This is a genomic window from Peribacillus sp. N1, from assembly GCF_054600815.1.
The window spans coordinates 126,890-152,425 of the sequence record NZ_BAAHZO010000002.1; the positions used below are offsets into that span (position 1 = coordinate 126,890).

Below are 25,536 nucleotides of genomic sequence, written 5' to 3' on the forward strand. Positions count from 1 at the left end.
ATGATATCTTCCCTACTGTACTCATCCTTTATTACCTGAATAATCTATGATATTCATATGATTTCATGCGATTAAGTTTCATAACTTTATGTCCTTACAAACCCCTTTGGATTTTCTATATTTTTCTAGTTTTATATCTGTATAAATCATAGAATTTTAATATATAATATTTGCTTAATAAAGCACTTTTAATAAGGTTCATTACTCCTCTGATTTTGAAACCTTTTTTAATCATTTCCAGTCCTTGATTAAAACGATAAGAAGCCATATTAAATTTAGTGTTTTCACTATTTGTAGCTATTTTTTTGGATTCCAATTTCATTTTTTCTACGTCATTATTATTTTCTATTTTTCCTTGGCTATATAATTTTGATAATCCTCGCATATTCAAATATTGATTTAAAGCATTAGATCTGGATATACTATTTTTTCTTATTCTATACAATAGTGTACTTTTATTAATTTTGCCGATTTTAAAACCAAAATTTAAAGTTCTAAGAGAAAAATCATAATCCTCACAATAATTAATATCCCTATACCCAGATAAAGAATTATAAATTTCTTTCTTTAAAAACCAAGTAGGATGGTTTGATATATTTAGTATTTCTAATGCATTTTTAACTTGTATATAATCTAACTCATTTTTCCTAGATTCATATAATTGATTTCCATCTTCATCTATGTACACTACATTAGAAAAGACAAAATCCAGACTATTTTCCTCTAAATACATTTTTTGAGTTTCAAATCTTTCTTTTAATGATATATCGTCAGCATCCATTCTTGCTATATATTTTCCTTTGCAATGACTTAATGCATAGTTTAGACTTCCTACCAACCCTATATTTTCTTCATTTAATAATATTTGGATTCTACTGTCTTTAAGTTTATATGAAATAAGCAAATCTCTTAAACTAATATTGTCAGGCTTATCAAGTACAATTATAAATTCAAAATTTGTGTACGTTTGATTTAAAATAGAATCGATACTCTGAGTAACAATTTCAACATCCTCATTGTATGTGCTCATGATTACAGAAACCAGATCCACCAAATTCGCCTCCTTAAGTATCGGTAGTCGCTTCAAATATATTTGTATCAAGTACTGCTAAATTAAGATTTGAATAAAATTAACAATAAACATCCTTAAAAATGAATAAAAAATCACTTTTTAGTTGCCCATAAATAAATAAAGGTTTTTGTAATCTCATTTAAATGTAGGCATAATAAAGAGACTAATTATTCAATCTTTGCATAAACATTTTTTATCACATATATAAGTAGAATATAGAAGCTTTCAACCTCAATGCCATTAATCGACATATAACCAATAGCCATACAAAGAAATGGAAGCCATACAACTAGGCTTGGTTTTTTTTAAAAATTATTAACTTTTTCCATATTAAACAGTACGCATACGTAAAAAGCAAACAAGATAGACCCAATAATCCCCCATGACACCAATAATTCCATAACAATATTATGTGCATAGATGTTTGTATCATGGCCAGTTCGAAGATAGTACTTTTGAATCCCAACACCAAATAGCATCTGAACAGGGTGAGATAGTAGAAAGTTAATATAGTGTTCTAAAATTACATCTCTATTACTTGTAAGTGACGATAAATCACTCGAAGTAGTAAACCTAGAAAAAATTAGAGTTATATTATTTATAATTGTATTGAGATAAAATACACTAGAAGATGCTGCTATGACTATCAAACCAAACAAAAACCTTCTATGCCTAGAATATTTCTCAAGTGATAAAGCAGCAATTAATAGGTAAATAATCATGACAAAACAAAATACTATCATGAACATTCTCGATAAACTAGTAAAGCCGAAAAAAGTGAGAAAAATAAAAACTATCATCATTATGGTTTTTAGGAGAGTTTTTGTCTTCTTATTAACTAACGAGACCATACTAAATAATCCTACTAAAATATAGATAGAATAGTAATTAGCATCACCAGCACCACCACTGAATCGGTCAGACATACTTAATCGACTAAAGCTAGAAAAAGAACTACTTTTCAAGAACCCCACATAAATGCCATAAAGAGTTGATATGCATACTCCACTCACAAAATATTTAATTGCTGTAGGATGATAATAATCTAATTTCTGTCCTATAAATAAAAAAATGTATAGTATCGAAAAAGTCCAACTTATTAATGATATGGAGGTAGATAAGTCGTATGCAAAAGCATGTAGCCATTCATAAAAAATAAATATAAAAGAAAGTAAAACAAAACTCATATGCTTACTTTTATATTGAAGCCCCATCTTAATTACAGCTATTGGTATTATTATATTCACTAAGGGTGTAGCAATCCCAGGTATAAAAGCAATTCCCAAATTAGGTATTAGCATAAGAATTATATTGAATGAATACTGAGATGTATTAACTATAATCTTGAAAACTATATACAATAAAAGAATATAGAATAATAATGAAGTATTCAGTGCTTTACTTCCTAAAAGTAAACTTCCAACAATAACTAAATCAATTAAAAAACTTTTATTAGAGAATATTGAACCCTTAATGCTTACTGATTTATTTTCCATGTTATTTTGCATTCTTTTACTTTTGTAGAGAAAGTTATTTGACATTACTATAGACCTCAATAAATTCACGGCAATATTTCGTCATATCAAACATACTCTCTGCTTTTAGTTTAGACTTTTTGGACATGGCTAAGTAAATTTCATTATCCTCTAATATCTTTAACAAACCTTCCAAGTATTCATCATCGTCTCTACAAATCAGACCACAGGTTGAATCCACCACTTTGTCCATACCATCTAATAAAGGCACAATTACAGGTTTCCCCAATACCATTGCTTCAATTACTGTCATAGGTAAACCTTCTGATTTAGATGTCATAACAAAAACCCTGGAGTTAGAAAGAATAGGGTAAGGATTAGACAAATACCCTTTTAAAATTATATTCTTTTCTAGATTTTTTTCTTTAATAGCCATCTCACACTTATCTTTAAGCACACCCTCACCAATGATTACAGTTTTTATCTCTGGTTTTTTTCTAACTAATTTTTCCACTATATTTATAAATCTTAATGGATCTTTGACGTCTACTAGCCGACCAATAAATGCAATATCATAATATTCATCACAAGGGATGCTAGATTTTTCAATTACCCGTTTAGTATCTACAGTATTTTCTATTACACTTACTTTATTTTTAAAGAAAGATTTAAATATTGTAGAGTCTACTATCGCAGATGTTACAGCAACAATATGTGAAATCCTAAAACATGTCATAAAAAAAAGTACTGAACGAAAATTTAATCTCTTTAACCAACTTGGATTTTGGTGAATATGAGATACAATCGGTATATTGGTACCAGTAAGTACACATTTTACTGAAGCGCCAAAGTCATGTGCATGAATTATATCTGGCTTCCATTGATTTATTACCTCTTTTATGTTAGAGACTGAAGCATTTTCCATTGGAAGATATGTTACTCCACGTTCTTCCAAAGCAATCTTAATAGGTCCATTAGGAGAAGTATATGCACTTACAAATTGTTTACTTAGGTTTGTAATTATACTTGTAGCAATATTCTCGGCCCCTGAGTACTTATTGGAACTTAAAATGTGCAAAATCTTTTTTTTCATAATTCCACCAAATCCGATCTATATATTAGAGTAATGAGTATCTTTCAATATTGATAATTCCTCACTCTGTTATACGGCAAATCTTTTCATCAATATTGGCTTTGTTTTTATAAAAATTGTAATATCTATTTAGCATGATATCCTTCCCGAAGTCAGAAATAAATTTTTCATAAGCTGTTTCTGCTAATAGTTTTCTTGAATTCTCATCTTCTATTAATAATTGGATGCCTTCTTTTAGTCCAACTGAATCCATTGTTTTGATTATAAAAGCTTCTTTTTTATTTTCTACAACCGTCTTATTACTCCCAATATCAGTACATATTATAGTTTTTTTCGCAGCCATTGCCTCTAGTAACGCAATTGATAAGCCTTCCCATAAAGATGGAAGAACCATAATGTCAGCGGCTGACAATAAATTATTTACATCATCTCTATATCCTAAGAAAGTAACCTTATCTTTTATGTTTAATTCATTTGACTTATTTATTAACTCTTTTTCTAATTCTCCGGATCCAGCAATATAAAAATGGTATTTATTATTAATTTTCTCCTGATTTAATAGTGCTATTGCGTCTAAAAGATATTCAATTCCCTTTTGCTTCGCTAACCTTCCAATAGTGAATATTGCAATTTCATCTTTATTAATTTTTAATTCTCCACGAATTTGTTCTCTATCCACAGTTGGCTTTACCCTAGTAGGGTCTAATCCATTAGGAATTGATATTACTTTGTCTTCCGATGCAATTTTAAGCTTAATAGCCCAATTCTTATGAAAATCACTGACAGTTATAATATAATTACAACATTTACTTCCTATTTTCTCTAATAATGAGAAGATTTTAATAGATAGACTTGAAGATTGTTCGTGAAATGCAAATCCATGAACAGTATGAAACACAAAAGGAACTTTTGCTTTTTTAGCAGCAATTCTTCCTATTATGCCACCTTTTGAAGTATTAGTATGAACTATATCAAACTTCTCTTTTTTCATTAATTGGTAAAGGTTGTTTATACTGATATAATCAGAAAAAGGATTTATTTCACGAACCATTTTAACATGATGAAATGTGACATAATCAAAGTATTTTTGATAATTATATTTTACTTCTTCCTTTCCATAGGTCATATGTATATCGACTTCAAAATTCTCATGTAACATTCTAATTAAAGTAATAATATATTCTGTGGCACCACCTATTTCATTTCCTCGTCCTACAATAAGTAATTTTTTTTTCATATAATACCCCTCATAAAATATAGTTGAATTATTGATGTATGTCCTTAGTTTATTTCTGGTTTGTATATATACCTTCCTGTTTAAAAACTGTGAGTACTGTTTTTAAACAGATTTTTAAATCCAGGACGATTGATAAATTGTTCACATAATATATATCACTTTTTTGCTTTTGTTCAATTGATGCCCCATTTCTAAAAAAAGCCTGTGTGTAGCCTGTAATACCGGGCCTAACATTGAATTTCATTAAATATTCTTGGCTATATAAATGGGTATTTCCACAAGGACTAGGTCTAGGGCCGATTAAAGCCATATCTCCTTTTAGGATATTTAATATTTGTGGCACTTCGTCCACACTTAACCTTCTGATAATTCTTCCAACTCTTGTTAGCCTATCATCATTGCTAGAATTAAATGTACTACCATCGTTATTTCGTATATCTCTAGCATCTATCACCATAGATCTAAACTTATACATTTTATATTTTTTTAAATCTTTCCCTAATCTTTCTCCACAGTAAAAAATGGGTCCTCCATCATCTAATTTAATAGCAATCCCTACTATAGAATAAAATATTAGAAAAAAAGGAAGTGCAATCAAACTTAATATAAAATCTATCATCCTTTTTAAGAATACTTTATACAAAGCAAACACCCTCTCATTTTATATTTTTAATATCAATTAACGCCTCTTTTAATGAAAATTGTGCACTATAACCTAATTCATTTCTTGCCTTTGAACTATCCATTATTGATGACTCTATACCTTCAGCTTTCAAATCGTTATATATTAAATTCCCTTTATTATCAAAACATTCATTTACAATTTCTGCTATCTCTAAATTAGAATAAGCTTCTCCACTTCCTATATTAAACACCCCATGAACTTCAGGTTTTAATATTGCAAGTAGGATTGCTCTAGCAACATCTTTCACGTAAACAAATTCTCTCTTAGCTAGACTTTCGCCAATAACATTTAGTTTTCTCTTTTCGAAAGCAGTATCTATAAACGTATTCATCATAAACCCTTTTTGTTCCCCTTCACCCAAGATATGACCAATTCTCAAATACTTTATATTTAACCCATCTTTTTTATGGTATATATCTCCTATATATTCGCAGGCGATTTTACTAATACCGTATAATGTTTTTGGGGAGGGTAATTGTTCTTCTACCCAAGGCATCTTTGTTATATCCGAATACACAGATATCGATGAAGCAAAAATAATATTATTTATTCCTAAATCTACACAGCTTTTGTATATATTTTCAGTTATTATTTCATTTTGATGAAAATCCAAAATGCTTCCATTTGCCCCTCTTACAGATGCTAAATGAACCACCGCTTCACTATTTTTCAATACTTTTGTTAAACTTTCATTAGAATAATCAGTCGAGAGATATTCATATTTTGTATTCAAAATCAAGGAACCCCTGCCGATGATGACGGGGGTGTGTCCCTCTTTTTCCAATAATGAACAGACTTCTTTCCCTAGAAAGCCAGAGCCACCTGTTATTGCAATCCTCATAATAATCACCTATTATTTTTAGTAATAAAATACCCTATTTTTTCGTACTGCCCATTAATTGGTCTTATTAAGTCTCCATTCTTGTAATAATTCATAGAAAATAGCGCATCTGGTGGGATGGTATATCTTGAATAATCTACTTTAGTATTTGGTACTTCACATAAAAATTCCAGAGTGTATCCCGAATCGACACTTTTAAATTTATTTATTTCCTCTGTATTTTTATAAAGCAAATGTTCAAACGTCAACTTAATAAGATCAACCCCTGTATAATGATTGAGAAGGTTCCACATATGACACCCATCAAGTCTAGGGGTGACTTCAATAATATAAGGTTGATTATTTTTCACCTTTATTTGGAAGTACAAGGGGCCATTAGAAATTCCTAATTTTTTAGCCGCTCTGAAAACCAGATCTTTTAAATTGTGTTCAGACTCACTATTCAAAATTTTAGAAGGTACTACATGCTTTTTAATTAAACCACCTTGGAATTGAGGCCAAACTTCACGGTCTGAAGGAATCATAAATGCAACATCACCATCTAATATATAAGCATTCACAGATATTTCTGGCCCATTTATATAATCTTCAATAATCACCAAATCTGATCGCGAATAATTCTTTGCTACTTCAAAATGAGCTAAGAATTCATTGAAGTTATTAATCAAACGAACTCCTCTTTGACCTTGAGAATCCGACGGTTTCATTATAAATGGATAATCAAGAATTATTTTTGTACTACTATTCTCCAAAATTTGATATCTAATATTACCTTTAAAGTCATTACCAAAAAAGTCCCTCATTTGGTTTTTATTATTGCAAATTCTTGCTATCTCTGTGGTAACAAAATAAGGTAGGTTCATCTTTTCACTAATATCTGTAGATATAGGCATAGCTATATCAGATCCTACAGAGTATACACAATCTATTTCCTCATTTTTAATTAGTTCGATAACTTTTTCTTCATCGACGAAATTAATTAATTCAAATTGGTCCACAACTTTACTCCCAGGACCATCATTCGCCTGAGCACAAGCATAAGTTGTTATACCCATTTCTTTAAGCTTTAGAATTGCATCCATTTGAACAGAAGCAACTCCAAGGACTAAAACTTTTTTCATACAGCAAAATTCCCTTCTAGGCATTAAGTATTTTTTCGATTTCATTTAATACTTCGTTATTTGGAACTTTTGAAAACAATTCGCAATTTTGTTTTATAGTTTCATCATCTAATGTCCACCACTTAAGCTCCAATAACCTTGAAATAATGTCCTGATCAAACCGATACTTTATAATTCTAGCCGGGTTTCCTGCCACAATTGCATATGGAGGAACAGATTTGGTAACTATTGAATTTGCACCTATTACAGATCCATCTCCTACGGTAACTCCTCTTAAAACAGTCGAATTAGCACCAATCCAAACATCATTACCAATTCCACATTCTTTGTCAAACCTATCATAATAAATATGACCATTGTTAAGCTTATCATATGAATTATAAAGAAAAGAGTGTGATGTCACATTATTGAAATCATGCTCTCCTGCACCAATGGTAACGCCCCAAGAAATTGATGAAAACGCTCCGATTTTTGTATGCATAATAACCGTACCCTGACCAGTATATGTATGCTTTCCCATCTCAACGAAATAAATATGGTTATACTTACCTACCCGTGCATAATCTGAAATATAACTGTTATCTAACTTTGAACCATCACCAGCAAAAGTGTTTTTCTCCAGTATGGTTTTAACAATCCATGTGTCCTTATAAACATTAGAATTCTCTGAGACTATTGAATCAATTATATGTGCAAATGGTCCCACAGACGCATTTTTATGAACTTTAGAATTAATTACTTCTGAACTCTCTAATTTTCCCATACTCCGACCTCATTCAAATCTATTTCTTATTAATAGAAAATTAATAACTCAGGAAAGAATTTCAATCTATTCCCCTATTCGCAAATGCTAAATTATACCATTACTACATTATCATTAACTATTGATTTTAGGTTTTTTAATACATATTCTACCTGTTCGTCTGTAAGCAGTGGATGCAATGGTAGTGTTATTTCATTTTTATACATATTATACGCATTCGGATAATCCTTTATATCAAAACCCAGTTGCTGATAAGCTGAATGCATAGGTAAAGGTTTATAATGTACATTTGTTGGAATGTTTTTTTCTGCCAATTTTTCTATAACCCTATTCCTGTAAGATTCATCCTTACCTAAAAGTCTTACAACATATAAATGACCACTTGATGTATTTTCCTTACTAAAATGCTTTAAAGGAGCAAAAGGATATTTTTTTAAAGCTTCATCATACAACTCAATAACCCTTTTTCTTCTATCTAACATTTGCGGGTATCTTTGAAACTGACCTAAACCAATTGATGCCATAATATCAGTCATATTACACTTATATGCAGGATAGACAATGTCATATTCCCAAGAGCCAAGCTTCGTTTTTTCCAGTGCATCCCTTGACTGCCCGTGAAGGGATAGCAACATATACTTTTTATAAACATCGGCATTATCTACACCAGGTATATCACGCCATGTTACTGCACCACCCTCACCAGTGGTAAGGTTTTTTACTGCATGAAAGGAAAAACTTGTAAAGTCAGCTACATTTCCACTTCTTTTTCCTTTATATTTTGCACCGAAAGAATGAGCAGCATCAGCAAGTACTATGATTCTTCCAAATGCTTTTTGTAGATCATTTGATGGAAAAAAAAGATTAGACTTTCTATTAACTATTTCAAATACTTTATCATAGTCACACATCACACCAGCAAAATCGACAGGGATAATAGCTTTAGTTTTAGTCGTTATAGCTTTTTCTAACTGCTCATAATCCATTTGGAATGAGTCTTCTTTAGTATCGACTAGTACAATCTTTGCTCCAACATGCTCTATTACGCTTGCAGAAGCTGTATAAGTATAGGCAGAGGTAATAACCTCATCACCTTTTCCTACACCTAACAACCTTAGAGTTAGTTCCATGGAAGCAGTTGCTGAATTTAGGCATACCGCCATCGATGTATTCGAAAATTCAGCTATCTTTTTTTCAAATAATTTTGTTTTTGGTCCAGTTGTTAGCCACCCGGATTTTAAAGTATCTATAACCTCTTTTATTTCAATATCTGAAATGTCTGGAGGTGAAAATGTAATGTTCATAATTTCACTCTTTTCTTTAACTTTTTTTAACGAATTAGTTCTTTTTCCAATATATTCGAAAGAAAATCTATCAAGTCACTTTTTAACTCTTTTTTTTGTAACGCTAATTCAATAGTTGTTGTTATAAATCCAAGTTTCTCTCCGACATCATACCTCTTGCCTTCAAAATTATATGCAAAAACTTGCTGCATTTGATTCAATTTCTGAATAGCATCAGTTAACTGTATCTCCCCACCTGCTCCTGCCTCCTGCTTATCAAGAAACCCAAAAATTTCAGGAGTAAGTATATAGCGTCCCATTATTGCTAAATTAGAAGGGGCTGTTCCTAATGGTGGTTTTTCTACAAAGTTTTCAACTTGGTAAAGTCGCCCATCTTGAAAAGAAGGGTCTACTATTCCGTAGCGATTTGTTTCTTCATTAGCCACAGTTTGAACTCCAATTATAGAATTCTTTGTTTCTTCATATTGGTTAATCAGCTGTTTTAAGCATGGAGTATCACTCTGTACAATATCATCACCTAAAAGTACGGCAAATGGTTCATCCCCAATAAACTTACGTGCGCACCATACTGCGTGACCTAACCCTTTGGCCTCTTTTTGTCTAATATAATGAATATTAGCAAGGCTATTAGAGTACTGTACCTTATCAAGTAATTCAAACTTTCCTTTTTCCTTTAGAATTTGTTCAAGTTCAGGTGCGAAATCAAAATGATCCTCTAGGGCACGTTTGCCTTTTCCTGTTACTATTATAATATCTTCTATTCCTGATGCTACGGCTTCCTCCACTATGTACTGAATAGTAGGTTTATCAACAATTGGCAGCATCTCTTTTGGCATAGCTTTTGTAGCAGGCAAAAACCGAGTTCCTAAACCGGCTGCTGGAATTATTGCTTTTCTGACTTTTTTCAATGATATTCCCCCATTTACTTATTTAACTGCTGAGAAAGTATTGTTCTTTCTTCGGTTAGCTAGATTTATAACGAATTCTTTAAGTTCTATCAAAGATAAAGAATCATGTGTGCTTAGAAGGTATTGTATTTCCTCTTCCTGTTCCAGTACCGCTTTTCCAATAAATATTTTAGGGAATACAGCTTCACTATGAACCTCTTTCTCCCCTAATAGTTCTTCATACATTTTCTCACCTGGCCGAATTCCTGAGAATTCGATTCCAATTTCGTCTATGGAATAACCTGATAACTGGATAAGGTTTGTTGCTAATTCAACTATCTTAACAGGTTCACCCATATCAAGAACGAATATTTCTCCGCCACGGGCTAAAGAACTTGCCTGAATGACTAATCTGGATGCTTCAGGTATAGTCATAAAATACCTGGTCATGTCTGGATGTGTGACGGTTACTGGTCCACCGGCTTGAATTTGTTTTTTAAATAAAGGAATGACACTTCCTCTGCTGCCTAAAACATTTCCGAAGCGAACGGCAACAAATTTTGTTGCGCTATTTTTTGCTAACTGCTGGATGATCATTTCAGCGATGCGCTTGGTTGATCCCATGACGTTTGTTGGGTTAACGGCTTTATCGGAAGAAATCATCACAAACGCTCCTACACCAAAAGTCTCTGCAGCTTCTGCAACATTCTTTGTACCAAAAACGTTATTCTTAATTGCTTCTCGAGGATTGTATTCCATTAGTGGAACATGTTTGTGTGCAGCCGCATGGTAAACAACATCAGGTCGGTGGGTGTCCATCACTTCAAAAATTCTATCTCGATCTTGAATATCTGCAATGACAGGTATGATCTCAATTTGATCTGCATATAGCTTTTTCAGTTCCATGTCAATCTGATAAATGCTATTTTCTCCATGTCCTAGTATTATAAGAGTTCCCGGAGAGAATCTACATATCTGACGGCAAATCTCCGAACCAATAGATCCTCCAGCTCCAGTTACTAATATGGTCTTACCTGTTACATATTCAGAAATACTATTAATATCTAATTCAACTGGTTCTCTTCCCAATAAATCTTCTACTTCCACTTCTTTAAACTGATTAACCGCTACTTTCCCTAACATAATATCTTCAAGCATCGGCATGATTTGTGTTTTTGCATTCGTTTTCACACATTCATCAAAGATGACCTTCAATTCTTTTTTACTTAATGAAGGAATAGCAATGACAATATTATCAATATGGTATTTTTCTACCATTTCAGGGATATGTTTCGAGTTACCGACAACGGGTATTCCTAATATGTCTAGCTTATCTTTTTTCGGATCATCATCAATGAATGCCACTGGTTTAAGTTCCGTATCATGATTATTGAGGAGCTGACGTACAACCATGGTTCCAGCAGAACCCGCACCAATAACCATTGTTTTCCGTGTTTCCTTTTGATTATTTATTAAGCGGTCACGCAGCATTCTCCACGAAAAACGGGAACCGCCAATTAGGATGACATGCATCATCCATGTCAATGCCATGGCTCTAACATAAACATCTTGAAAAACTATTAACTGGATGGCGATAACGGTGATCATCGATAAGCTTACAGCTTTAACAATGGACAGTAACTCCCGGATACTCGCATATTCCCAGGCCTTTTTATAAAGTTTATAAATAGAAGCAAAAAAATGATGGCTAAGTAATAGAGAGACAGACGTGACTAATAGTGTTGGTAATTTAAATATCTCCAAATAGGGATACAAGAATAAATAACTTACATAAATGGCCGATAATACTATTAATGAGTCTAATAGAGCCAAAAGTGTTAATCGTTTTCGATAGGCCAACCACATTTCCCCCTTTAATATTGTTTGATTTACTCTCTATTAAATACAGTTTTGATGAGTTGTATTCTATTTCACATGTATTAATTTATAAGATAAGAATGATTTATGCTGTATATCTAATTTGCAAAAATGTCCTTATAACCTAAGGGTTATTTGTCGTTTAACAAGTCAATATCGAAAATGCAATTTATCAATCATCCCAATAACTATATAACGTAGAACTTTACATGAAGACAAATTTTTTATAATAATGTAAGCGTTCCTAGTTTTCAGTCGTTCTAAAATATTCCTAAAATTTTCTTTTTGAATGGAATTGGTTTTTCAACAGCAGGACTTTGGTCCTTTAATAGCTGTTCAGCATTTTCTTTAAAGTAAAATGTACGCTGTACACCGTGTGTTTTTGTGATTGTTTCATAGGCTTGTTGTAACGTGAACCCTCTAGAACCTATATTGTGTGCATCTGTTGCAATAAAATGAGCCAGATTATGTTCGATTATCTTTTTTGAAAATGATTGAATACTTTTACCGAAGTCCCCGATGATACTGCCAGAGGTAATTTGAGTTAACGCGCCTTCCTGGACCAATTCAAATAATAGTTTAGGATTCCCTATCAATTCCTTATTTCTTTCCGGATGTACGATAATTGGTGTTATTCCTTTCAGCAGCAGCTCATATATCACTTCTTGTGTGTACGAAGGAGCCCTTCCCGAGGGGAGCTCTAGCAGCAAATATGTACCATTATCATCTATGGTTAGGATTTCTTCCTTTTCAAGTGAAGAAAATATGTCTCGGTGTATTCTTACTTCTTGTCCAAGGTGAATGGTGAGAGGAATATTGTTTTGTTGCAAACTCTCAGTTAACCTCACTGCACGGTCAATGATGTTACTTTTAACATTTACATATTTCTCATTTAAGTGATGTGGCGTGGCAAAAATATGGGTAATTCCTGCTTCTACCGCTTTTCTTGCCATATTCAAGCTTTCCTTCATGTCCGCGGAACCATCATCAACTCCTGGTAGAATGTGACAATGTATGTCGATCAAATTTCATACACTTCCTTTATAAAGCGAATAGGAAAAAAGACCTAATCTTTGAAAATAGGGATTATTACCCTGTTTAATAGTAGCATATAAAACTACCATCAAACAGGGTGTTATTTTGTCGAAAAATGTTTTATTTTTGTTAAGATTGATAGTAATAATAATTGCTGTTATCGGTTTCAACGCCATTTAAAACGACTCCAAGCAAAGGTGTGTTAGCTTTCACTAAAAGCTCCTTTGCTTTCACTGCACTTTGTTTATTTGTCTTGCCGCTCGCCACTACCATAATCACGCCATCACATTTATTAGCTACAATCTGGGAATCCGGCACTACCAGCACGGGCGGTGTATCAAAAACGATATAATCATACATTCCTTTTAGTTCCTCAATCGCTGCTTCTATCGCCTTGGAATTTAATAACTCTGAAGGATTAGGTGGTATCGGTCCACTTGTTAAAATGTCTAAATTTGAAACATTTGAATTCAAGATAGTTTTTCTAAAATCCATTTTCTTTGTCAATACGCTAGTAAGTCCATGTATATTACTAAGGTTAAAAGCATAATGAACCGATGGTTTCCTTAAGTCCGCATCCACAAGTAATACTTTTTTCTCTTCTTGAGCAAGCACAATCGCTAGGTTGGCAGCTGTAGTCGATTTCCCATCATTAGGCTCCGATGAAGTAACCACAATCGTTTTGATTTCTTTATCTACTGAAGAGAATTGTATGTTTGTCCTAATTAATCGATATTGTTCAGTAATAGGCGATTTAGGATTAGTCTGCGCAATTAAATTTACTTGTTTTTCATCTTTACTTCTCAAAAATCCCACTTCCTTTCTTAATGTCACTGAATGGTTCTTTATTTATGTTGCGATATTTTTTGAATAGATCCGAGTAATGGCAAGTCAAGGAGTCTCTCTATATCATCCTCGTCCTTAATCGTATTGTCCAAATACTCTAGTAGGAATGCCAAGCCTATTCCAGCCATTAATCCAACCACTACCGCTATAGCGATATTCAATAATGGATTAGGTTTTACAGGTGTAGGATTTTCCTTAACTTCTGCCTTAGCAAGTATGCTAACATTGTCGACTTTCATAATATCTTTGATTTCCTTTTGAAAAATTGAAGAAACCGTGTTGGCAATCTCTACTGCCTTGGCCGGATTACTATCTTGAACCGTTAATGAGAAGACTTGTGAATTTTCTTGACTGTTGATCGTAATTTTTTGACTAAGTTGATCTACGCTTTGGTCTAGTTCAAGTTCATCAATGACCTTCTCCAAAATGACTGGGCTTTTTATAATCACACTGTATGTATTGATCATGTCAATATTTGATTTGATTTGTGTAGAGTCCAATTGGTTTTCCGATTGTTTCTGATTAACGAGAATCTGTGTTGAAGATTGGTACACTGGTGTTAATAAAAAATAAGAAATTGATCCACTAACCAAAGCGGCAATTAATGTCAGCAGCATGATTAGCTTCCAACGTTTCTTTAATGTTTTAAAAATATCATTAATACTAATAGTTTCTTCCATTTTATCCTCCTGTTATGTTAAAAATGACCTATTGCATTATACCATAATATTACCTATTATTATGTATTTTCAAGGAAATTTACATGAAACTTACAATGAAAGAATACTTTTCAAATCCCTTAGTTATTTTACAAAAAAGAAAATGGTAATACAAAGGAAATAATTCCTAAATTTGAAATACTGTATTGAACATATATATATTACACATTTACCAGAATATTTTTGACTAAAATTTTCAATAAATCTAAGTATACACCCATTACCATTTTTTGCTAGTATATTGTCACACCTTACAATATTTACTAAAAATAAACCTAACTAAATGCCTACCTAAACAGAAAAATCCATTTATACATATAATTGAGTCAAGTATTTTAGTGCCTAGTTATCATTAAAAATGCTAGGAAAATGTGTAAACTGAAAGTGATAGGTTAAATCAGTATATTATTTTCATATTAATGGTTAGGTGTGGTCTATATGATAGGTTACCGAGTTAAGTCGCTTAGGGAAGAAAGGAAAATGTCAATAAGTGAACTCTCCGCAAAATCCGGCGTTGCCAAATCCTATATAAGCTCACTGGAAAGAAACCTTCAAACAAACCCTACTATTTTAGTTTTGGAAAAAATCGCTAAAATCCTTTGTATTAAAGTGGATGCTCTGTTGTTGAATGAACAAGCAGACAAGGTCATGGATGAAGAGTGGTTTGAGATCATGCAGGATATTATGGGATCAGGAATATCGAAAGAGGAAATGCGCGAATTTATTCAAGATAGAAAGTGATGTTCTTAAAGATTTAGAACAATGTTTACGCTTTCTTTTAGGTGCAAAGAGTAAACTTTAATAGGGGGAAAAGTGGGTATAGCCACTTTTCCTCCTTTTACTATTTATTCAACTTATAATATTCCTCCATAACCTCGAACCATATGAAATGCCCTTGATCATTGGGATTGATATTATCATTAGTCAGGATATCAGCCAATCTCATATTCTTTTTACTTAGTTTCTTTTTTATCTCTTCTTTGCTATTCAAATAAGACCATTTATTCGTTTTGATGACCTGCTCGGAAGCTTTAATATATTCTAAATAATTCAACCCTAAACTATTCTCCGTTTTACCATTTGCGACTGGGTTTGGTGAAAGTATTAGAATCTTTGCATTTGGTAGCTCTTTCTGTAACTTTGCCATGATGCTTTCCAAATCTTTTTCCGTCTGTTCCAAGCTTAATGATTGATAATGATTATTTATCAGCGAATTTTCAAAAATAATCAGATCGGGATCATCTTGTATGACTGCTTCAATTTTCTTACCTTTTATCAAATCCTCTGTTGAATACCCCTCAGATCCATGATTAATGAAACTTAGTGTTTCTAAATCATCACGATCTGCTCGCAGACCCTTCTCTAATCGTCCAGCCCAACTATTGGAAGTCTTACTTGCCCCGGTTCCGGAGGTACCATTACTTCCCACTAAGGATACAATAACTCTTTCTTGAGTAAGCGACTTATAATGCAGGTAATCTATTAGCGGCTGCTGTTTATTATTTTCCGGTTTTAAACTTTCTATCAAAGCTTCCCTTTCTTCTTTTTCCTTTTCTTTTACTTTTGCTGCAGCTTCTCTAGCCTCTACCCCTGCTGCCTGGCTTATTTTTTTCCATTGCAGATGGCCAAAAACCAGTACTGCTAAGCAAATTCCAGCGATAATGATTAAACCATATTTCCTCATCTTTACCTCCCATATTTGAACATTAATGACTGACATGGAAGTCTTATAAAATAGTGTAAACTCTTATTTGAATACATTGCCTAGACTCTATTTCACTTTTTTGGTTATTTTTCTCTCATTAATTATAACTATCAAATTTTCAGCAATAAAGAATATTTTTCCAATTTATTCCGACGACACTCGACATTTTTGTAATACCGTCTTCGCCTTTTAAGGGGTATTTTAATATTAGGGTGCAATTACTCACACTGGATAGCTCTACCTGATTTGAATACTAGATTAAGTGGTATGAGCAGGTGTTGAGATGGGACAGTTGGTCGCACTTCGAAAAAAGCTATAAAGTGCAGCAAAATATCAGAAACAGGTAAGATATATTTATGATTATATTGTTTTCATGAGAAATCCTTAAGATTCAACTTGTCTTCTTACTCTTTAGGATTAAATTGTAAAGTAATTGCTTCTAATTGTCTCTTTTAAAAAGAAAGCGCTTTCATATATAATTATCACAAGAAAACCAAGCCGAGAGGTGTGTTCTATATGGTAGGTGAAAATGATGGGAATTTCTTGAAAGGACTTTTGTTTGGTACATCTTTGAGCATACCGTTATGGATTTCTTTTATTGGGTGGATAAAATTGATCATTAATAGTTTATTTTAGAGCCCTAGGGCTCTTATTATTTTGCTTTGGTCGAGACAAACTCTTGCAATGCCGAATAAACATCCCTTTTATTTTTTATAGTAGTTTGAGCTTGATTCCGCTTTGCCCGCTTTTTGTCCCTATGGTCACCTCCTCCATTTCCTGCCTGTTTCGCAGGTGCTGTTTTATCTTTCTAGATCTCTCAACTTTGCTGCCAGTGAAACCGCTAAAACCAGAGGAAATTGCTTTAATCGTTCATTTATTTTTTTGAGCATAAATAATCTTAATGAAGTTTAGTGGGTACCAAAAAAGATACAGCCTTCTTTTTTACTGTTACAAAGAGATTATCACCCATTTAAGGTTTTATACCTTTGCCAATTAGTTTATAATTAAATTTAATTAAGAAACTTAAATGGGGGAAGATAAATGGGAAAAAACCTTCTCAGGGGCAGTTTCAAGCTGATGAAATCAATTAATCGTTCTTTAATATTAAATATCATACGGGAAAAAGGCCCGATTTCGAGAGCAGATATTGCAAAGCTTACAAAGCTTACGCCTCCGACTGTAAGCAGCTTTGTAAAAGAGCTACTGCAGGCTGAGATTGTCATCGAACGAAACCTGGGTGAATCGAGCGGCGGCCGCAAGCCGACTCTATTAACGTTAAGTGAAGATATGTTTCATGTCATCGGTATGGATGTGGGATCACAGAATATCAAAACTATCCTGACTAGCATTACAGGCAAAGTTATTAAAAAATCGGTTGTTCCTCTTCCAGCACAAACTACGAACGAAACTCTTCTATCTTTAATGATTGATTCTGTCAGCGGCATTCTAGATCATACTAAAATAGATGAGGAGAAAATAGTCGGTATAGGGGTAAGTATGCACGGTATTGTAGATGTGGAGGAAGGTAGCTCCGTTTTTGCTCCCAACCTAAACCTGCAGGATATTCCTATTAAAAGAGTGCTTGAAGAGCGGTTTAATATGATGGTAAAAGTGGAAAATGACGGCCGGGCAATGAGCCTTGGAGAACTCTGGTTCGGGAACGGTGCAGGCATTGACAGCTTTGTTTGTATAAATGTGGGGCGCGGGATCGGTGCGGGTATCATTATTAATGGCAAGCTTTATCACGGCAGCCATTTTATTAGCGGCGAAATCGGACATATGATTATTGATATCGATGGGCCACAATGTACTTGCGGCAATTACGGCTGTTTACAAACGTTCGCTTCAGGTCCGTCCATTGTCGAATGGGTAAAAAAAGAAATGCGGTTAGGCCACTCCAGTTTGCTTACTAATCTGACTAAAGGCGACCTTGAAAAGGTTACAGGAGAATTAATTTATTTATCGGCTCTAGAGGGCGATACTTTATGCAAAACGGCTCTGCAGCAGGCAGGCAGATATTTGGGAGTGGGGATAACAAATGTAATCCACACTGTAAATCCAAGACGAATTATCATCGGGGGCGGTGTCTCCAATGCCGGCGATTTAATTATGGATAACATCATTCAAACCGTTAACCAGCGGGCGTTGACAAATCCAGCCAAACAAACGGAAATTATCCTTTCTAAATTCGGCGATGATGCCACTGCGATGGGTGCCGTTGCTCTAATCCTCGCTGAACTATTTACTTCTAGAAATACAGAATCAGCTGCTGCTCATTGAGCGGCTGCTGCGGTTCTGACGTCTAGCACCCGGTACTCTACTAAAAACTGTCTTCATGAGTTCTCTAATTCCCCCCTCCACTTTCAATACAACCTTCAACAATACATTTATATCAATAAAAAACCTGCACTCTTATGAGCACAGGTTTTCTTCATCATTATTTCTTATTATTTATTTCCCTTATTTTGCTAAGATCACACTTTGGTTCACGATCATAAGTCAGCAATCCGTTGATTTCCTGCTCCACATCGGTTAACTGAGTGTAACAAAACCCCTGAATCACTGGACTATTGAAAAGAGCATCCGTTACTTTGCGATATTCTTCCACTAGGTCTTCAGAGGATTGTACGGCTGAGTAGCCCCATCCTTCTGTTTCGTCCATTTTATAAGCAATTCCGCCGTATTCCGTTATTAAAATCGGTTCTCCACCGTAAGAGAAGCCTTGAGCATAAATCACCCGGTTTGCAGGTGTAGTGGAAATCGCACTATCCACGTCTTTATAGGCATTACTCATTTCTTCTGCACTGCGGTAGTTATGTATACCGCATATATCAGAAATCGTATGCTCCCACCCGTCGTTGGAAAGAACTGGACGAGATTGGTCAATTGATTTGGTCTGCCAGTACATAGATGTTGCGTGTGCCTGCTGCTGTTTGTCATAGGCAACCCTTGAGATGCCCCAGCTTTCATTAAGCGGAAGCCATACGATAATGGAAGGATGGCTATAATCTCTCTTAACGACATCAAACCATTCAGTGGCTAAGCGTCTGGCAGCTTCTTCACTGTATTCGGAAGCATTCGCCATTTCACCCCATATGAGAAAGCCGAGTTTGTCAGCCCAGTGAAGGAAACGGGGATCCTCAACCTTTTGATGTTTCCTTGCCCCGTTGAAGCCCATTTCCTTAGCAAGCTCGATGTCCCTTTTTAACGCTTCATCAGACGGGGCAGTAATCAATGCCTTAGGGAAGTAACCCTGATCAAGGATAAGCTTTTGATAATAAGGCATATTGTTCAGCATGAAAATGCCTTTTTCGATGGAAACTTTCCTCATTCCAAAATAGGTTTCGACCTGATCCAGGATCTGCTCCCCATTTTTTAACGTCAGCGTTGCCTCGAATAAATGAGGGTGCTCAGGGGACCAGTAATACCCCGGCCCATGGATATTGCTTCTGTCGGTGAAGCGGTTACGCAGGTTGTAGCTTCGTTTATTATACATTTCAAAAAGATTTGAAGAATCAGAGATGAGTTTTTTCCCATTAAATGAGATGTCAACAGAAAGTGATACCCCTTCAGGTAAGCCGCCTTCAATTTCAAATTCCAGGTCAATATCCCCCCGATCAATTTCGGGTGTCCAGCGAATGGCACTTAAGCTAGTCTGTTCACATGGCTCCATCCAGACAGTCTGCCAGATTCCAGTCGTTCTTGTGTAAAAGATAGATTCAGATTTTTCATGCCAGTATTGCTTCCCTCTTGGGATCGTTACATCCTCGGATGGATCTTCCACACGGACCGTTACTTCATCTTCCCTGCCATCATTTTTCAAAAGATGAGTGATGTTGACTGAAAAAGGTGTATGTCCCCCTTCATGGTGATAGGCAAGGTTCCCATTCACATAAACCCATGAACGGTAGTCAACGGCTCCGAAATGCAGCTGAATCTGCTTGCCGGACCACTTTTCAGGAATCATGATTCTGCGGTGATACCAAACTACATCATGGAAAGTAGGGTCATTAATTCCGCTCATTTCCGTTTGGAATGCAAAAGGGACAGTAATGGTTTGTCCTGATGGAAATTGTTCAAACCACTTTTCCGAAAGGCCTTTATTTTCATCATCAAATGCAAAGTCCCATTGTCCGTTCAAATTTTCCCATTCTTGACGGACAAACTGGGGTCTTGGATATTCATTGCGGGGAATAGACATGTATTTTCAATCCCTTCTAAAATTGAATATTATTTAATTCCTGTTTGGTTCACGCCTTTAATAAATGAGCGCTGACCAATGATAAATAAAATGACGGCTGGTATCGTTGCAATGGACGTTAATGCCATTAATTTAGCCGGTGATGAAACGAAGCTTCCCTGCTGCATGATGGCGATACCAGTTGTGATCGTTCTCATTTCAGGTGAATTCGTTGTCACTAATGGCCATAGGAAATCGTTGTATATTCCCATAAATGTAAAGATTCCAAGTGTCCAGATGACAGGACGTGCAGAAGGCAATACGACCTTCGTGAAAACTTGCCATTTATTTGCTCCGTCAAGGAAGGCCGCTTCTTCAAGCTCCCTTGGGAATGTTCTGAAATATTGATAGAGGAGGAAAACCCCGAAAGCATTAGCTGAATAAGGCAGAATTAACACGGCATACGTATCCAGAAGTCCCAATGTATTAAATTCCATATATAATGGAAGGAATGTAATGACCCATGGAATGGTTAAGGATCCGATAAACAACCCGATCAACAGCTTTTTAAAAGGAACGTCCAATCGTGCTAGACCATATGCGGCCAATGTATCAACGACCAGAACAATAAGAGTTCCGACAATACCAACAAAAAGTGAATTGGCCATCCATGATAATACTGGAGTTTCTCCATCGCCTGAAAGCGCATATGTATAATTTTCTAGTGTAAAAACTTCCGGCAGCCACTTCAGTCCAGCCGTAAATGCTTCCTGGTCACTTTTGAAAGAAGTAGCAAGCATCCAGAAGATTGGAACTAGAAACATTAAGCCAATAAGAATGGCCAGGATGACAATAACCGCTTTACTCGCTTTTCTTTGCATACCCTACTCCTTTCGATTCGTGATGCGCAGCTGAACCACAGAGATAATGATCATGATCAACGCCATCATAAGTGACATGGCAGCTGCATTTCCCAATTGTCTTTGTTTAAATGCTTCATCCACAATGTTCATCAATAAAACCTTTGTTTCTGTTCCCGGGCCGCCCCTTGTCATCAAGTACGGCTGGCCATAAATATTAAACGAAGCAATTGTTGATGTGATCAGAACAAACAGCATGGTTGGCTTGATGCTTGGCAAGGTTATATAGATGAACCGCTGCCATTTTGAAGCGCCGTCAAGGGAACCTGCTTCATATAGTTCTTCAGAAACATCATTTAGTGCGTTAATGAAAATGACCATGTTAAACCCTATTGTCCACCAGAGAGTGGCAATAATAATGGAAACCCATGCCCATGGCAAATCCGTCAACCATGGAATGCTTGGCAAGTGGAGAGCCTGGAGATACCCATTTATCAGCCCGCTATTTGTATCAAGAAGCCATAGCCAGATGATCGCTACTACTGAAACGGATACTGAATAAGGGATAAAGTACATGGTGCGGAATAAACCTTTAAGCCTGCCAGGCAGATTATCAATTAATAGTGCCAGCCCAAGGCCTATACCTACTAATAAAGGAACACTGAATATAACGAATAGTAGGGTGTTTTTAAGACCTTCGAAGAACAAATCGTTCAAATAAGATTCCGAATCAAATATCTTTAGATAATTATCCAATCCTACAAATTCATGGACAGGATTGAGTAAATCCCAATTGTGCAAGCTCATCCATGCTCCATAGATAATGGGGATTAAAAGGAAAACAGTAAACAGAAACAAATAGGGAAGCACGAAAAGACTAGAAGTTAGTTTGGATCTCCAGTTCGTTTGGTCCATATTGCCTCTCCCCCTTTCAATGAAATAATCTAGCCGCCTAGAAACCATTTAGGTCGTTATAATTAAGAAGAGACGAGCAGGTTAGTTTTCACTAGTCACCTGGCCGTCCTCCTTTTAAAGTTACTTTTTCATTATTTGTTCTGCTTTTTTGTTAGCATCGTCCAAAGCTTTTTGAGGGTCTTTCTTGCCTAATAAAGCAAGGTTGACTTCAGCCCATAACGGCTCTGATATTTGACCCCAGTTAGCTACGCGCGGAGCGAATTTAGCATATTCGAATTCCTTAGCAACTTGTGGCTGCTGAACCATCTTTTTAAATTCTTCGTTTTGCTCATAGATTGCTTTAGAAGCTGGAGCCTGGCCTGATTTAGCCCACTCCATTGTGTTGTCTCCAACATATTTCAAGAAATCTGAGATTCCTTCGAGTTTTTTAGAATCCTTTACAGAAGCGGGAATTGCAAAATTATGACCGTTTGCATATACTGCCTGCTGTTTTGTACCTAATGTAGGCACTGGTGCCACACCGTAGTTGATGCCCGCTTTATCCCATTGTTCCATCATCCAAGGACCGTTTAACTGCATGGCATTTTTGCCTTGAAGGAAAAGGGTCACTTCTCCATCTTGCTGAACGTTAGCAGGAGATACTTTGTCTTTTTGTACCAGATCACTTAAGAAGGTTAATGCCTCGACACCTTCAGGGCTGTTGTAGTTAGGTTTGCCATCTTTAAGCAATTCACCGCCATTCTGGAAGAAGACAGTTGGATAGATGAATTGATTTGGCCATAGAGTCGGCACTACGAACCCATATTGCTTTTTAGACTCGTCTGTAAGCTTCTTAGCAGCAGCCACGAACTCTTCACGGTTAGTTGGCGGCTTCTCCGGATCAAGGCCGGCTGCTTTAAACATATCTTTATTGTAGTACATGACTAATGGGTGAATATCTAAAGGAATGGTATATTGCTTCCCGTCGATAGTTCCGCCCTGCCAAGCCGTTTCAGAATAATCTTCAGCATTTACACCATTTTTTTCAATCGTGTCTGTCATGTCTTTCAAAAGATTTTTTTCAGCATAGTTTGTAAGCTGGTCAGTATGCATGATCAATAAATCTGGAGCATTTTTTTGACCGGAGAACCCAAGGTCAACCGTTTTATAGTAGTCTGTTTGAGGTATAATCTGTAAATCCACCTCGTATTTGTCTTGAGACTTATTGTAGTTTGCTACAATTTCCTTCATACGCGGACCATCCGCACCTGAGAACGGAGCCCAATAAGTTATTTTATTGCTTTTGCCGCCGTCGTCAGTCGAAGAACCTGATTCCTTTTCAGCACAGCCAGCTAATGAACCGATCGCAAGTGCCGCTGTCAATGCAACGCCAAGCCACTTTTTCTTCTTCATTCCTATTTTCCCCCTTATGTAGAAAAATCGTTTATTGCTTCTGTAGAAGCTTTATTACTAGTGTAAAAGTTCAAGTGACTTAAGTTAATTAAATTAATTTACTTTCTATTTTTATAATAATCTGATAGATTCCTTTTGTCAACGCTTTCAATAGGAAAACCATTTAAAATAAGGGAAAAAGTAGGTGCAATCTATTGGATTGAATCCCTTCCCTCTTTAAACTTCCAAATTAATTTTTAACGTAAATAATATAAACATGGTAAGTAAATAAAATAATTTAATTAATGGAGAAAATTTCCTGACTGTTAGGCCTCTATCCTGCAATAACGGCTATTGAAATCAGCAAGGATGTATACTCTTATAATCTTCTTCCTTCCTTTTCCACGTTTTTTAAAAAACTAAAGCCTCAAAAATACAGATGCTTTAGCTTTTTCCCGGTACTTGATTATCTTACCAAAATATCAGGTCGAAGATACTTCTGCCCTGCATGTTCCACTTCAATATAGACCCACTCACCAGTAAAAGTCAGAAATTCATTTTCATGTTCACTAACAAGAATGGTATCTTCGGATTTAATTCCTTTGATCGCAGGATTCCATGCAAAGGCCTGATTTACTTGAACGTTCCCTTCCACTTCAGGGGTTGCCAGGAATTCACGGGAGGCGTATCCGGTTGGGCCGCCCTGATGTAGCAAGCGCCAGTCGTCTCCGTGGCCGACCTTCCTGTATGTATCAAATCCATACTGAAGAATATCCTTGATAGCTGCTCCAGGCCTTGTTGCCATATTCATTGCAAGATCTATCTGAACAAGCTTTTGCTTATTTTCCCTGAGTTCTTGAGGAAGTTCGCCAAAATGGACAAAGCGCGTTACGTTAGCGACCAATCCGCTTTTTTCCGCACAGATTACAACCATGGCATAATTACTCAGTTTTTTATCCGTCGGAATGGGATGGCGGTATTTAAATACCCTCTCATCTGTAGAAACAAGAATAACCTGTGGTGTGATACCGTCTTTGACTACCTTTGAACCTAAATGTGCCGCGATTTCATATTCTGTCCAGCCCGGCTCAATTTCCCGGCAAGTGTCTTCAACTGCTTTTGCTGCCTTAAGTGAAAGCCAGCGATAGCGTGAAATTTCATCCTCATTTAAGGAATAGCGCAAACTGGTCAATTGGGCTCCAAAATCAAGAAAGTCACCAAATGGCACATCGCTTGCGATCTTTTTACCTGCACATAATTCCCGTACGTCTGCATCCTGATTTTCATACCACTCCGGAGTTATGAATTCATAGCCTAATCCTGCAAGCTCCTCGTCATGAATCCGTGCCGACTCCATTTTGGAGGTAATGCAATATTTTTTATCAGCCGTAATTAACAGGTCAGCCACTCCGTTTTCGGTTGTGTTAACAATATGATTTACTTTACCCTCCGTGATCCAGGAAAAATTACTTCTTTTACGGAAGAAAACCCCATCAATTTCTTTTTCTTTAATGAATGTACGGACTCTTTCTATAGCTGTTGACATATA

General features: G+C 35.4%; 22 protein-coding genes. 2 read left to right on the forward strand and 20 right to left on the reverse strand.

Going from position 1 to position 25,536, the window contains the following annotated elements:
- Positions 1 to 115 precede the first annotated feature (115 nt).
- The 14 genes from ACYP5M_RS09085 to ACYP5M_RS09150 all read right to left on the reverse strand — a co-directional run bounded on the left by ACYP5M_RS09085 (position 116) and on the right by ACYP5M_RS09150 (position 14,917).
- Positions 116 to 1,051 carry a glycosyltransferase gene (locus tag ACYP5M_RS09085; RefSeq protein ID WP_459734945.1) on the reverse strand — a complete coding sequence of 312 codons (936 nt, stop codon included), beginning with the start codon at positions 1,049 to 1,051 and terminating at the stop codon, positions 116 to 118.
- Between the two features lie 326 nt (positions 1,052 to 1,377).
- The gene (locus ACYP5M_RS09090) at positions 1,378 to 2,568 is read right to left on the reverse strand and encodes an O-antigen ligase family protein (protein ID WP_459734946.1); all 1,191 of its coding nucleotides are present in this window, start codon (positions 2,566 to 2,568) and stop codon (positions 1,378 to 1,380) included.
- A gap of 34 nt (positions 2,569 to 2,602) precedes the next feature.
- The gene (locus ACYP5M_RS09095; RefSeq protein ID WP_459734947.1) at positions 2,603 to 3,640 is read right to left on the reverse strand and encodes a glycosyltransferase; all 1,038 of its coding nucleotides are present in this window, start codon (positions 3,638 to 3,640) and stop codon (positions 2,603 to 2,605) included.
- 61 nt (positions 3,641 to 3,701) lie between these two features.
- Positions 3,702 to 4,877, reverse strand: a complete 1,176-nt coding sequence (locus ACYP5M_RS09100; protein ID WP_459734948.1) for a glycosyltransferase family 4 protein — start codon at positions 4,875 to 4,877, stop codon at positions 3,702 to 3,704.
- A 49-nt stretch (positions 4,878 to 4,926) separates the two neighbouring features.
- Positions 4,927 to 5,529: a sugar transferase gene (locus ACYP5M_RS09105; protein ID WP_459734949.1), complete on the reverse strand. Its 603-nt coding sequence runs from the start codon at positions 5,527 to 5,529 to the stop codon at positions 4,927 to 4,929.
- 4 nt (positions 5,530 to 5,533) lie between these two features.
- Complete coding sequence (locus ACYP5M_RS09110; RefSeq protein ID WP_459734950.1) at positions 5,534 to 6,403, reverse strand: NAD-dependent epimerase/dehydratase family protein; 870 nt, start codon at positions 6,401 to 6,403, stop codon at positions 5,534 to 5,536.
- A gap of 5 nt (positions 6,404 to 6,408) precedes the next feature.
- Positions 6,409 to 7,524, reverse strand: coding sequence for an ATP-grasp domain-containing protein (locus ACYP5M_RS09115; RefSeq protein WP_459734951.1), 1,116 nt, complete (start codon positions 7,522 to 7,524; stop codon positions 6,409 to 6,411).
- 16 nt (positions 7,525 to 7,540) lie between these two features.
- Positions 7,541 to 8,287 carry a xenobiotic acyltransferase family protein gene (locus ACYP5M_RS09120; RefSeq protein WP_459734952.1) on the reverse strand — a complete coding sequence of 249 codons (747 nt, stop codon included), beginning with the start codon at positions 8,285 to 8,287 and terminating at the stop codon, positions 7,541 to 7,543.
- 92 nt (positions 8,288 to 8,379) lie between these two features.
- Complete coding sequence (locus ACYP5M_RS09125; RefSeq protein ID WP_459734953.1) at positions 8,380 to 9,591, reverse strand: DegT/DnrJ/EryC1/StrS family aminotransferase; 1,212 nt, start codon at positions 9,589 to 9,591, stop codon at positions 8,380 to 8,382.
- A 26-nt stretch (positions 9,592 to 9,617) separates the two neighbouring features.
- Positions 9,618 to 10,499 (reverse strand): UTP--glucose-1-phosphate uridylyltransferase GalU, encoded by an 882-nt coding sequence (galU, locus tag ACYP5M_RS09130; RefSeq protein WP_459734954.1) that lies wholly within the window; start codon positions 10,497 to 10,499, stop codon positions 9,618 to 9,620.
- 18 nt (positions 10,500 to 10,517) lie between these two features.
- Positions 10,518 to 12,338 (reverse strand): polysaccharide biosynthesis protein, encoded by a 1,821-nt coding sequence (locus tag ACYP5M_RS09135; RefSeq protein ID WP_459734955.1) that lies wholly within the window; start codon positions 12,336 to 12,338, stop codon positions 10,518 to 10,520.
- Positions 12,339 to 12,616: 278 nt separating this feature from the next.
- On the reverse strand, positions 12,617 to 13,381 hold the full coding sequence (locus ACYP5M_RS09140) for a tyrosine-protein phosphatase (RefSeq protein WP_459734956.1): 765 nt from the start codon (positions 13,379 to 13,381) through the stop codon (positions 12,617 to 12,619).
- A 139-nt stretch (positions 13,382 to 13,520) separates the two neighbouring features.
- Positions 13,521 to 14,198, reverse strand: coding sequence for a CpsD/CapB family tyrosine-protein kinase (locus ACYP5M_RS09145; protein ID WP_459734957.1), 678 nt, complete (start codon positions 14,196 to 14,198; stop codon positions 13,521 to 13,523).
- A gap of 38 nt (positions 14,199 to 14,236) precedes the next feature.
- A complete protein-coding gene (locus ACYP5M_RS09150) occupies positions 14,237 to 14,917 on the reverse strand; it encodes a YveK family protein (protein WP_459734958.1) in 681 nt (226 codons plus the stop codon).
- Between the two features lie 477 nt (positions 14,918 to 15,394).
- Here ACYP5M_RS09150 and ACYP5M_RS09155 point away from each other — a divergent pair, with 477 nt between their 5' ends.
- Positions 15,395 to 15,697: a helix-turn-helix domain-containing protein gene (locus ACYP5M_RS09155; protein ID WP_459734959.1), complete on the forward strand. Its 303-nt coding sequence runs from the start codon at positions 15,395 to 15,397 to the stop codon at positions 15,695 to 15,697.
- 100 nt (positions 15,698 to 15,797) lie between these two features.
- Here ACYP5M_RS09155 and ACYP5M_RS09160 read toward each other — a convergent pair whose 3' ends face one another.
- Entirely contained in the window at positions 15,798 to 16,640 is an 843-nt protein-coding gene (locus tag ACYP5M_RS09160) for an SGNH/GDSL hydrolase family protein (protein ID WP_459734960.1), read from the reverse strand.
- Between the two features lie 1,062 nt (positions 16,641 to 17,702).
- Between ACYP5M_RS09160 and ACYP5M_RS09165 the strand changes: the two genes are divergently transcribed.
- The gene (locus ACYP5M_RS09165) at positions 17,703 to 18,941 is read left to right on the forward strand and encodes an ROK family transcriptional regulator (protein ID WP_459734961.1); all 1,239 of its coding nucleotides are present in this window, start codon (positions 17,703 to 17,705) and stop codon (positions 18,939 to 18,941) included.
- A gap of 157 nt (positions 18,942 to 19,098) precedes the next feature.
- Here ACYP5M_RS09165 and ACYP5M_RS09170 read toward each other — a convergent pair whose 3' ends face one another.
- The 5 genes from ACYP5M_RS09170 to ACYP5M_RS09190 form a co-directional block, all read right to left on the reverse strand.
- Entirely contained in the window at positions 19,099 to 20,862 is a 1,764-nt protein-coding gene (locus ACYP5M_RS09170) for a glycoside hydrolase family 2 protein (protein ID WP_459734962.1), read from the reverse strand.
- Between the two features lie 29 nt (positions 20,863 to 20,891).
- Positions 20,892 to 21,722 carry a carbohydrate ABC transporter permease gene (locus ACYP5M_RS09175; protein ID WP_251539702.1) on the reverse strand — a complete coding sequence of 277 codons (831 nt, stop codon included), beginning with the start codon at positions 21,720 to 21,722 and terminating at the stop codon, positions 20,892 to 20,894.
- A 3-nt stretch (positions 21,723 to 21,725) separates the two neighbouring features.
- Entirely contained in the window at positions 21,726 to 22,616 is an 891-nt protein-coding gene (locus ACYP5M_RS09180) for a carbohydrate ABC transporter permease (RefSeq protein ID WP_459734963.1), read from the reverse strand.
- A gap of 120 nt (positions 22,617 to 22,736) precedes the next feature.
- Positions 22,737 to 24,008, reverse strand: a complete 1,272-nt coding sequence (locus tag ACYP5M_RS09185) for an ABC transporter substrate-binding protein (protein ID WP_459734964.1) — start codon at positions 24,006 to 24,008, stop codon at positions 22,737 to 22,739.
- Between the two features lie 445 nt (positions 24,009 to 24,453).
- Entirely contained in the window at positions 24,454 to 25,533 is a 1,080-nt protein-coding gene (locus ACYP5M_RS09190; RefSeq protein WP_459734965.1) for a M24 family metallopeptidase, read from the reverse strand.
- Positions 25,534 to 25,536: the final 3 nt, after the last annotated feature.